Source organism: Poinsettia branch-inducing phytoplasma str. JR1, from assembly GCF_000309465.1.
In the GTDB taxonomy this organism is placed as follows: domain Bacteria; phylum Bacillota_I; class Bacilli_A; order Acholeplasmatales; family Acholeplasmataceae; genus Phytoplasma; species Phytoplasma pruni.
The window spans coordinates 1-10,667 of sequence record NZ_AKIK01000102.1 but is presented as its reverse complement, the minus strand read 5'-3'; the positions used below and the strand labels follow the sequence as shown (position 1 = coordinate 10,667).

At 26.5% G+C, this 10,667-nt stretch carries 10 protein-coding genes; 2 read left to right on the top strand and 8 right to left on the bottom strand.

From position 1 onward, the window contains the following. Positions 1-181 precede the first annotated feature (181 nt). Positions 182-988: an HAD-IIB family hydrolase gene (locus ON17_RS02315; protein WP_017191884.1), complete on the top strand. Its 807-nt coding sequence runs from the start codon at positions 182-184 to the stop codon at positions 986-988. Between the two features lie 122 nt (positions 989-1,110). Here ON17_RS02315 and ON17_RS02310 read toward each other — a convergent pair whose 3' ends face one another. The 6 genes from ON17_RS02310 to ON17_RS02285 form a co-directional block, all read right to left on the bottom strand. Beyond that, positions 1,111-1,935 (bottom strand): ATP-binding protein, encoded by an 825-nt coding sequence (locus ON17_RS02310; RefSeq protein WP_261974258.1) that lies wholly within the window; start codon positions 1,933-1,935, stop codon positions 1,111-1,113. 8 nt (positions 1,936-1,943) lie between these two features. Continuing rightward, positions 1,944-3,143 (bottom strand): DnaD domain protein, encoded by a 1,200-nt coding sequence (locus ON17_RS02305; RefSeq protein ID WP_017191882.1) that lies wholly within the window; start codon positions 3,141-3,143, stop codon positions 1,944-1,946. A 35-nt stretch (positions 3,144-3,178) separates the two neighbouring features. Continuing rightward, entirely contained in the window at positions 3,179-4,009 is an 831-nt protein-coding gene (gene mutM / locus ON17_RS02300) for a DNA-formamidopyrimidine glycosylase (protein ID WP_017191881.1), read from the bottom strand. A gap of 195 nt (positions 4,010-4,204) precedes the next feature. Beyond that, positions 4,205-4,534 (bottom strand): hypothetical protein, encoded by a 330-nt coding sequence (locus ON17_RS02295; protein WP_017191880.1) that lies wholly within the window; start codon positions 4,532-4,534, stop codon positions 4,205-4,207. A gap of 165 nt (positions 4,535-4,699) precedes the next feature. Continuing rightward, positions 4,700-6,388 (bottom strand): ribonuclease J, encoded by a 1,689-nt coding sequence (locus ON17_RS02290; RefSeq protein WP_017191879.1) that lies wholly within the window; start codon positions 6,386-6,388, stop codon positions 4,700-4,702. A gap of 57 nt (positions 6,389-6,445) precedes the next feature. Then, positions 6,446-8,128: a ribonuclease J gene (locus ON17_RS02285; protein WP_017191878.1), complete on the bottom strand. Its 1,683-nt coding sequence runs from the start codon at positions 8,126-8,128 to the stop codon at positions 6,446-6,448. A gap of 153 nt (positions 8,129-8,281) precedes the next feature. Here ON17_RS02285 and recU point away from each other — a divergent pair, with 153 nt between their 5' ends. Beyond that, positions 8,282-8,839, top strand: coding sequence for a Holliday junction resolvase RecU (recU, locus tag ON17_RS02280; protein WP_017191877.1), 558 nt, complete (start codon positions 8,282-8,284; stop codon positions 8,837-8,839). Between the two features lie 31 nt (positions 8,840-8,870). Here the strand turns inward: recU and ON17_RS02275 are convergent, their stop codons facing one another. Both ON17_RS02275 and ON17_RS02270 read right to left on the bottom strand, forming a co-directional pair. After that, positions 8,871-9,533, bottom strand: coding sequence for an ECF transporter S component (locus ON17_RS02275; RefSeq protein ID WP_017191876.1), 663 nt, complete (start codon positions 9,531-9,533; stop codon positions 8,871-8,873). A 68-nt stretch (positions 9,534-9,601) separates the two neighbouring features. Then, on the bottom strand, positions 9,602-10,594 hold the full coding sequence (locus ON17_RS02270) for a lipoate--protein ligase (RefSeq protein WP_017191875.1): 993 nt from the start codon (positions 10,592-10,594) through the stop codon (positions 9,602-9,604). Positions 10,595-10,667: the final 73 nt, after the last annotated feature.

Here is a 10,667-nt window from a genome sequence, read left to right as displayed (position 1 = left end):
TAAAAAAGGTTGACAAATATTTTTTTTATGTTATCATATGGTAAATTAATAAATAATTTTTTCTAAAAGGTATTTGTTTTAGAAAAATTAGTTGTGGTCTTTCAGTACCGTTTCGTTGGGTCTTCTTCATCCCTTTCTGTTTAAAATAATTAAACAAAAAAACAAAAGTGAGGTTTTTTTAATGAAAAAATTATTTTTTTTTGATATTGATGGCACTTTAATGACTAGAGAGTATGTGATTCACCCTCAAACTCGCCAATTAATTCAAACTTTAGCAAAAGATCCTAATGTTAAATTAGGAATAGCAACAGGTAGAAGTCGCGGAGGAATATCTAATTTAGGGGATTTATTGCCTCTTTTTGAAAATTTAGTGTTAATGAATGGTAGTTATATTATCGCCGATCAAAAAAATATCCATGAACAAAAACTTTCCAAAGAATTATTAAAGAAAATCATTAATAAAGGTAAAGAGTATTCTATTGGCTTAGGTATTATTGGTTTAGATAAAAGAGAGATTGTTGTGATTAATTCTGATGTGGAAAAATTAATCGAAATTGACGGTAAAAGAAAATGGATTATTAAAGAAGGTCAACAAATAAATGTTAACGAAAATTTCCATGTTGAAAAATTAGATTATGATGTTTACCAAATATGGGCTTTCCATGAAGATAATGCTGTAGTAGATAAATTATCACAAGAAATAGAAGTTTTAAAACCTTATTTTTCTCGCCCAGGCAGAAGCGATTTAGTGTATCGTTATTTCAATAAAGCTTCTGGCATTAAAAAAATTCAAGAATTATATCCTGATTGTCAAGTGATTTGTATTGGTGATGGACACAATGATATTGAAATGTTAAAACTAGCAGACATAGGTATCGCGATGGGTAATACTAAATACAAAGAAGTATTGCAAAACACTCAATTAGTCGCTCCTAGTATTGAAAAAAACCAATTATATGACTTTTTCAAAGCTAATAAACTAGTTTGATCATTAATCCCTCTTTTTCATATAATAAAAAACCTCTTAAAAAAAAGAAGTTTTTTATTATATGAAAACTATTTTAATTATGGAAAATATTTATTTTATCATAAAAAAGAAAGAAAGTTTTTTTACATCTCTTTATTTAAAGCCGAAAAGTTATAAATAGAGGTGTTTTTTTTAATAAGGTTAACTATTTTACAAGCTTTTATTTCACTATTGAAATCTTGAAAAGATTTAAAGTAATTAAATAAATCTTCTAAATCAAAATTACTACTAAAAAAAGTGGGTAATTTATGTTCGAAACGATAATATAATAAAGGCAGTAAAATATCATCTCTAAAATAGTAAGTCATGTTTTCAGAACCTATATCATCTAAAATTAAGCAAGGGACTTTTTTCAAATAATGAATTTTTTTTTCTAAGAGATCGTTATACCAAGTAGTTTTAAATTGACGCGCTAAATCAGGCATAAAAATAAATAAAACAGAGATGTTTTTATCGATTAATTCTTTGGTTAAAGCTTTAAGAAGGAAAGTTTTTCCTGTCCCAAAATGTCCATGAAGATAAAAGCCTTTTTTAACACGATAAAAAGACCTTATCATCTCTTTAGTTTTTTGAAAAATTTTTTCTTGCACTAAATTATTAATTTTAAAAGCATTTAAATCAACTTCTTCGAGTTTTAAATCTTGGTTAAATAAAATATTATTTTGTTTTAAGTTATTTTTTAAATCAATATGTTTGGTTGCAGTTGTCTCTTGTAACATAATATGCAGATAAGGTTTAGTTTTTAAAACTTGTTTATAACCAAAATCATGGTCTTTATGCTTATTTTGTAGATAATTAAAAACCATCATCACATCTTTATCTTCTACTTTTAAGTTTTTAGTCTCCGGATCATTAGAGATAACTTCTTTCATTTCATCTAAATATTTTTTATTCACTAAAACCATCATCACACCTTTTAATTTTTAAATCCTAATTCTTTTTTGAAATTATCTAACCATTTAAAACTGTTTTTATTGTCTTTTTTGCTAGTTTTAAAGACGTTTTCTTCCATAAGGTAATCATAAGCCGTCTCGGTAGTTACAATCCCTTTTTTAGTCCAAGATTTTAAAATTGTGTCAAAATAATTATAAGAAATAAAAGAATCATCTTTATGAGCTTTTATCTTACAAACATACATAATCAAAGCGTTAATAACTCCAATTTCGACCTCTGTTTTTTTCAACAAAAAAAACACAGCATCATACAAGCCAGCACCAAAACGTTTATTTTTACTAAAATTCTTAATAATTCTATGTGGGTGAGAATTTTTCAAATAAAGAATCATTTCGTTAGTTTCCGTATTTAAGTTTTTATTACTTAAAGTTTTAATTTTAGCGTTACTTTGCAAAAACTTAAGATTTAAACTATTTCTTAAATGGTTTAAATCTAGATCATCTTCATAATTATTACGAAAGCTTTCTTGGTATAAAGCAGCCATCTCTTCAGGTGTTAAAGCGTACACGAAAGCTAATTTAATAATATAATCCATATTTTGCCATTCCAATAAAAAAGGTTTTTTAAATCTTTCCGATAAATGGTTTAAAAAAGATTCATAATTAAAATATTTTTGCAATACAGTAGTTTGTTTTTTTTGTTCATTCTTATATTTAAAACTATTTAAAGTTTCTTGAGGATTAATTTTTTCAAAATGATAAACGTCAACAAAATGTTTACTCACGTTTTGATAAGTTGTTAAATTCAAGGAAGTTTCTGGTAGTAATATCTTTTCCAAAGAGAAATAAATATGTTCGCCGACCTCGCTTAATAAGAATTGACTCAAAAGAGGATCTTGAAAAAATAAAACCGCACTTAAAGGAGGATTCAAAGCATAAAGATTCTCTTTTGTTTTATTTTGATAAGTCGTTAACAAATTAACCGCTTCTAGTTTGTCTTTAAATTGGAAAAAAGTTTTTTCATCAATGTTTAATAAATCCAATAAAAATTGATGAATTAAATTAGGCTCCTCCAGATCATTAGAATTGAAAAAAGATAAAGTGTAATAAAGACCTATCGCGTCTGTTCCTATTAAAGGCTGATACAATAAAGTTAAAATTTTTTGTTCTTCATGAGATAAGATATTGCGATTATGAACTTTAAAATTTTGTAAAGTAAACACTATGAATCTCCTTTAAAAAAATATTTTTTGAATAATTAATCTTTTTGAGTTATCATGGTTTGACAATGAGAACAAAAATAAGAACCACGCCCGCCTATTTTTCTTTTTTCAATTTTATTTTGACAAACTACACAATTTTGCTTATCTTTGCCATGTACTAAGAGCTTATTTTGAAAAGAACCCGTTTTTCCTAAAGCATCAAAAGTACTAATAGTAGTTCCACCTAAAACAATCGATTCTTTTAAAATCACTTGCGCTTTAGTTAAAATTAATTGTGTTTGAGCAAAATTAAGATAGGTTGCTTTAGTTTCTGGATGTAACCGCGCAGCAAATAAAATTTCGTTAGCATAAATATTACCAATCCCGGAAATAATTTGTTGGTTTAACAAAACCGTCTTAATTGCGACACGTGTTTTTTGCAAACAATCATAAAAAGCCTTTGCATGGATTAAAAAAGGATCTAGTGCTAAACGCTCCAATTTGCTTTCTTCTAAATAACGATCTTTTTTAAATAATAAAAAACGCCCAAATTTACGAAAATCATAATATTGCAACACCATATCATTATCTAACAGAAGACGAAAATACTCATGTTTTCCTGTTTTTAGACAATCTTTTTGAGATTTTAAATATAATTTACCTTCCATTCTTAAATGTCCTACAAGCACCCAATCATCACTTAAGAAAAAAAGTAAATATTTACCTTTTCTTTGAACGTCTAAAAAAGTTTGGTTTAACATTTGGTTAAAACGAGCAATATTTTGTACGATAGGTTCATAAAAAACTTTTATCCCTTTAATAGTACGGTTAACCAATTTTTTATGTAAATGACGAATAATGACTTCAACTTCTGGCAATTCTGGCATATTTTTTTCTAACCTTTAAAATTTTTTTAAAATAAAAAGAAATTCTCTATTACTACTTGTAAAATTAATAAATGATTTTATGGGAGTTTATATTATTAAATTAAATATTAACTTGAGCAAATTTACCATTTGAAAAACCAATTTAATCTTATTTCGTAAGAAAATGTCTATTAACAAAAAAAACAAGAATCTTAATTATTTTTGTGTTTGGTCGCTTAACTGTTGAAATTTATCGATTGTTAAAACATTGTTTTTAACTGATGCATCAAGAGAGTTTAGGTTTCCGCCTAAAACTTTAACTTTTTGACCAGGTTGTAAGAAAAACTCAGGATTATCACTATCAATATGACCGAAGACTAAAACCACTTCATCAAAAGAATAATTTTTACCATCATAATTAATTTTTAAATTATTAGTATACCATTCTCTTACGTTTTTATTATTTTGTTTAACGTATCTCACTTTAACTTCTACAGTTACGTTATCTGTTACAAGGTAACGTTGATTATTTTTTTTTGCACTCATTTTATTTTCTCCTTTTAATTATTTTAAAAATAACTTTTTTGCAAAGTTTTTTATTTTCTTTCTTTATCTTCAATACTTATATTTTAAATTAGAAAATCTTAATCTTAACAAAATAAAAGAAATAATTGATTTTTTAATTTTGATGATTAAGGTCTTTTTATTGCTTTAAACCATTAAAAAAATCGGAATAATAATCGGATTTCTTAAAGTAGATTCATAAATCCTTGGGGTGATAAAATCAATCACAGATTTTTTCAAATAGCTTTTGTTGACTTTATCTAAGCGTAATAAGTTTTGCACCATTTTTTTAACATCAGAAGATATTTTTTTAATTAATTCTTGGTTAGTTTTCATATAAATAAAACCGCGCGAAACAATCATTGGAAAGTTCAGAATTTTCTTTTGTTTTAAATCGATACTAATAACAACTGATAGCAATCCTTCTTCGTTTAAAATTCTTCTTTCTTTTAAAATCAGGTTACCTACATCTTCTACACCCGAACCATCAATATAAATATTATCCGTAGGGACACGACCGATTAATTGAGTTTTTTCTTGACTAATGCCTACCGCATCGCCATTATCTAAAATTAAAATATTGCCCGGTTCTATACCACATTCAATCGCTAATTGTTTATGATGAATTAACATCACATGTTCACCATGAACGGGAATAAAATATTTTGGTTTAATTAAATTCAACATTAATTTTAAATCATTTTGACTAGCATGACCTGAAGCATGCGTATCCACCAATAAGCCGTGCGCAATTACTTCCACATTCATTTTAAAGAGCAAATCCAAGATTTTATTAATACTGTCTTGATTACCAGGAATAGGTGAAGAAGAGAAAATAACCGTATCTTTTTGATTTAATTTAACTTGTCTATGGATCCCATTAGCCATTCGACTAAGAGCCGCTAATGGCTCTCCTTGAGAACCTGTACAAAGCAAAGTCACATCATCGTATTTCTCAATATCATTGTTATTTAAAATAGTGTCTTTAGGAATTTTTAAATAACCGTTTTTCATGCCTGTTTCGATCGCTTTTTCCATACTTCTACCAAAAACAGCCACTTTTCTACCAGTTAAAACACTAGCTTCAATGATTTGTTTAATACGATAAAAATTAGAAGCAAAAGTAACAATCACTATTCTCCCTTTTATTTTATAAAAAAGTTGATTAATAGTAGTGCCAATTTTGTGCTCAGACTGAATCATACCTTCGTTTTGGGAATTAGTCGAATCAGAAAATAAACATAAAACACCATTTTTACCTAAATCAGATAATTTAGCATATTCTGCTAAAGGACCTTCAGGAGTGTTATCGATTTTAAAATCTCCAGTATAAAAAACCACATTATCGTTATTTTTAAAAACAATACCAAAAGTATCCGGAATAGAGTGGTTCAAACGAATGAAAGATACTTCTGTATTATCAAAAACAAATTTAGAATTATTATTGTACTTCTCTAAAATACTGATATATTTATTTAATTTATAATCGATTAATTTCAATTCTATTAAATCATAAGCAATGCCCGTAACATAAATTTTAGGAATATTAATTCTTTTCAATAAAAAAGGTATGCTGCCGATATGATCTTCATGTCCGTGAGTAATAAATAAGCCCATAATTTTATGTTCGTTTTGCAGTAAATATTCATAACTAGGAATAATATAGTTTACCCCTAAAAAGGAATCATCAGAAAAAGAAATACCTGAATCAACAATAAAAATCTTTTTATCAATTTCAAAGACATACATATTTTTACCGACTTCGCCTAATCCGCCCAAAGCGTAAAAGACAATATCAAAATCATTCGGAGAAACGTTTTGATTGATCATTTCCATTTAATATATTTCAACCTTTTTTCCTTTCTTGATCGTTTTTTTTAAAGAATGCTTTTCTTAACGTGAAATAGAAATTAAAACAGGAATAACCACTGGTTTCTTTTTCGTTTCCTTATAAATAAACTTAGATAAATCTTCTCTTAAGTTATTTTTGAAATCACTCCATTTAACTTGTTTATTGTTCATTAAAAAACCTTTACTTATTTTAGCGAATAAATCTTTTAGTTTCCCGAAAGTCGTATCCGTGTCGCTTTTGTTTAAAAAACCTTTGCTAATTAATTCCACATTGCCCACGATTTCTCTGGTTTTTAAATCTAGATTACAAACAATGATGATAACACCATCGTTAGCTAAAAGTTCTCTATCTTTTAAAATGAAATCATTACCTTCTAAAACCGGTGTTCCATCAATTAAAATTTCCCCTAAATTTTTGAAAAAATTTCTTTTGACATAAGGTTTATTTTGGAAATCATAATTCCAAACATCACCATTTTCCAATAAGAAAATTTTATTATTAGGATAATTGAATTTTTGAGCGTTTTTCTTTATTTGGTATTGATGTCTATATTCGCCTGCTACAGGAATTAAAAAGTTAGGTTTTAATAAATGTAACATTAATTTAAAATTCTCTTCATAATTATAAGAAGAGGATTTTAATAAATCTTTTTCTAAAACATCGACAATAAAGCCGTTTCTAGCTAAAATATCAACTGTTTTATTTTGAATTTTATCCACTCCAGTGGTTTCGATAGATAATAATAAAATCTTATCTTTAGGATGTAGTTTCATCAAGCGGTCGGTTTGTTTGCACATTCTTTGCAATCTGTAAAAAGGTTCAAAACGTTTTCCTACCACTATCACCACTAAATTTTTATATTTTAAATAATCTGTGGATGTTTTTAAATTAATTAAAGATTTTTCCGGAATTTTTAAATAATTTTTTTGTAAAGCGACATCAATAATTTTTTCACTTTTACGTCCTAAAATAACAATTTTTAAATTAGCCTCTAAAGCTAAATCAATCGCTAACTGAATTTTTAATAAATCAGGGACTAAAAAAGAAATAATAATATTGTTTTCTATACTAGCAAAATAACTACTCAAATAGTATTCTAAAATTTCTTCTTTTTTCTGAATAATAATGCTGAAAGCTCCTTGTGAAGCAGGAACTAAAGCTAAAACTTCTTTTTGCGATAACTCTGATAAATAAGCAAAGTTAGTTTGGAAATTAACATCTTTAGATTGAACAAAATGCATCTCACTAATATACACTATCAAACCTTGCGACGTTTCAAAAGCGACTCCTAAAGTTTCCGGTAAAAAATGAGATATCCCAAAAAAATGCGCTTTAGTATTGTCAAAATCTATCACTGATTTATCTTGAACAGCTCTAAATTCTACATTATGTGGATTGGCGTTATTTTGGTGTAAATTTATTTTTAAAACTTCAATAGTGAAATCAGAAGCGTAAACCGGAACATCTTCTAAATAATCAATCATATATGGCAAAGCGCCAGAATGAGTTTCGAAAGCAGAAGTGATGAAAATACCTTTAATTTGATCTTTAATAGATTCCAAGCGATGATAATCAGGAATAACGCAATCTATCCCATTAGCGACTACATTAGGATATTTAAGTCCTGCATCTAAAATAAAATAAGAAGAATCTACTTTCAATAAATAAAAATTTTTTCCATTTTCTCCTATACCACCTAAAGCAAAAAAATTTATTTCTTTCATGAAATGTAATTTATACTCCTTGAACAAAAATTTTTATTAATCTTTGGAAATTGTTAAAAATTATTTTATAATGGAAATTGTTAAAAATTATTTTTTTAATTCATCCTTAAATGAAGGAAATATAAAATCTTAGAAAGTCGATAAATAATATCCATGGATTACCCTTTCAAAAAAGAAAAAAATAACGTTATCAGCAACAAAAACAATTTAGGTGCTAATTTAGAGAGAGATATTAATTTAACTAATCGTTTTTATCAAGAACAAGAAATAGCGTTGGTTTATAAAAACGAAATCCCTATCCAAGTAGTAAGGGTAGAATACCCTCAAAGAAAACAAGCTAAAATAGTGGAAGCTTATTATCGTACTTCTTCTTTACCAGACTATCACGGCATTTACAAAAGTAAATTTTTATCTTTCGATGTTAAAGAAACTAACAATAAAAACAACTTTCCGCTGAGTAATATTCCTCAACATCAAATAGAAATCTTACAAAGAGCACAAAAATTTAACGGAATCGCTTTTTTTATTGTTCATTTTAAAATTAAAAATAAGTATTTTTATTTACCAATTGATTTTTTAACTAATTTTTTAAACAATAATAAGGCTAAAAGTATCAGTTATCAAATTTTTGAAAAAGAGCTCTTTAACATTCCGTTTAATTATAATCCGAGAATTGATTATCTTAAAGTAATAGATAAATTCATTGAATAATTTTTTTGCAAAAGAAAATTATTCAATTTTTTTATTCTAACGCAAAACTTTCTAAATTTACTTTTAAAATAGGATTCACAAAATACAAAATAAAACCAATAACTATATTTTGTAAAACAACAGATAATATGTAATAACCCAAAATTAGTTTATATGGCAAATTAAAATCCTTTATAACGCCTTCGTATTCATGTAAAATTTCATGAGCCTGGTTATGATAAAGTAAAAAAGAAAAAATGGCATAAGAAATAATTTGAACAATTGCTATTAACGACAAACTTCCTGCAATAACTTTACCTTGTGATAAATGTCTTAAATCTTTGCGGCGAAAAAAACCTGAAATAGTACAAGCTAAATAAGGCATCACAAATACAAAAAATAATAAGCCTAAAAATAATACCGTTTTCGATTCTGTATCTTTTAAAAGCAATTCAAAAAAATGCCTATCCATCGCATATTCCATGCAAATATGAATTGCTACATATAATAAATTAGAAAAGAAACTGAATTTCCATCCAAATAAAAATCCTATCAAAATAAGAGGTAATAATTCTATTCTTATTAAAGTAGTATGACAATGCTGTCCGCCGTGAAATGATTTAACAAAGACCATCTCTAAAAAGAAAGAAATTGCTATAAGAAGCGAAACAACAATCATCTTTTTTAATAAAACTTGTTTCTTGTTTTTATTCATATCCCTTCCTTTAATTATACATTTTTTATTTCTATTTTTACTAAAAAGAGAAATAATTTTTTTATTTTTTAAATTAACAATCCTTCTTCTAATAAAGATAATAAATCTTGATTATTAGCGTTTAAAATATAATCACCTATATTATGATTTTTTAAGACTGTTTCTAAAGTTTCTTTACGATAATAAACATCGATAAATTGGTCCGTAAATAAGGATAAATTATCTTCTTTATGAAAGAAATCGCCTCTTAAATTCATTTTTTGAATTTTACCTTGTTTTAAAACTAATAAAATTTCTAATTTGCCCCAAGGGAAATGTTTTTTCAAAGTTTTAGAATACTGAGGGTGTTTAAAATATAACCATTTTTCAGAAGAATATTTTTGCGCCAACGCTTCCACTTTGGCTATTTCCTCTTCGCTCAAAACATATTCTTTTTGCGCTAAATCTTTTTCTAAATAACTTACTAATTCATCTTTTGACATGCCATCTAAATGGTTTTTTAAATTTGTTACACGAGCAGAAACGCTATCAATTCCTTTAGAAATTAATTTTTCATTACTTGGTGTAATGCAACGAACCATCACGTCTATATCACAATTATACAGTAAAGTGCCATGAATGATAATGCCGTTTTGGTTTTGTAAAAAAGCGTTTCCAGAGACTTTTTTACCTTCTAACAAAATATCGTTTCTACCACTAAAATATAAATCAACTCCTAATTTTTTAAAAGTGGAGATAATTTTATTCAAATGTTCTTTAAAAGTGAAATTTTGGTTTTTTCTTTTAGTAATGATGCTGTAAAGAGGAGTTTCCTCATCATTATAAACACATCCGCCACCAGTAGGACGACGAAAAAGATCAATCTTATTTATTTTAACATAATCCAAATTAACTTCGTTTTCAATAACTTGATTCTTACCTATTACAACCCCTTTAATAGTCCATAGAAAAAAAAAGACTTCATCCATATCTTTTAAAACATTGTTTAAAATATATTCTTCTAAGGCGTAATAAAAATAAGGTTTCAAATCTATATTTCTTGAAAATTTAACTAAAATCATTTTTTACACTTCCTTTAAATAAATAAAAAAATACCACTCTTATTTATATTATCATAAAAAATTATATAAATAA

Excerpts from the sequence above, each read along its gene's own strand:
- ON17_RS02275 (WP_017191876.1), bottom strand. The coding sequence starts at position 9,533 with ATGAATAAAAACAAGAAACAAGTTTTATTAAAAAAGATGATTGTTGTT.
- ON17_RS02285 (WP_017191878.1), bottom strand. The coding sequence starts at position 8,128 with ATGAAAGAAATAAATTTTTTTGCTTTAGGTGGTATAGGAGAAAATGGA.
- ON17_RS02290 (WP_017191879.1), bottom strand. The coding sequence starts at position 6,388 with ATGGAAATGATCAATCAAAACGTTTCTCCGAATGATTTTGATATTGTC.
- mutM (WP_017191881.1), bottom strand. The coding sequence starts at position 4,009 with ATGCCAGAATTGCCAGAAGTTGAAGTCATTATTCGTCATTTACATAAA.
- ON17_RS02310 (WP_261974258.1), bottom strand. The coding sequence starts at position 1,935 with ATGATGGTTTTAGTGAATAAAAAATATTTAGATGAAATGAAAGAAGTT.
- recU (WP_017191877.1), top strand. The coding sequence starts at position 8,282 with ATGGATTACCCTTTCAAAAAAGAAAAAAATAACGTTATCAGCAACAAA.
- ON17_RS02315 (WP_017191884.1), top strand. The coding sequence starts at position 182 with ATGAAAAAATTATTTTTTTTTGATATTGATGGCACTTTAATGACTAGA.
- ON17_RS02295 (WP_017191880.1), bottom strand. The coding sequence starts at position 4,534 with ATGAGTGCAAAAAAAAATAATCAACGTTACCTTGTAACAGATAACGTA.
- ON17_RS02270 (WP_017191875.1), bottom strand. The coding sequence starts at position 10,594 with ATGATTTTAGTTAAATTTTCAAGAAATATAGATTTGAAACCTTATTTT.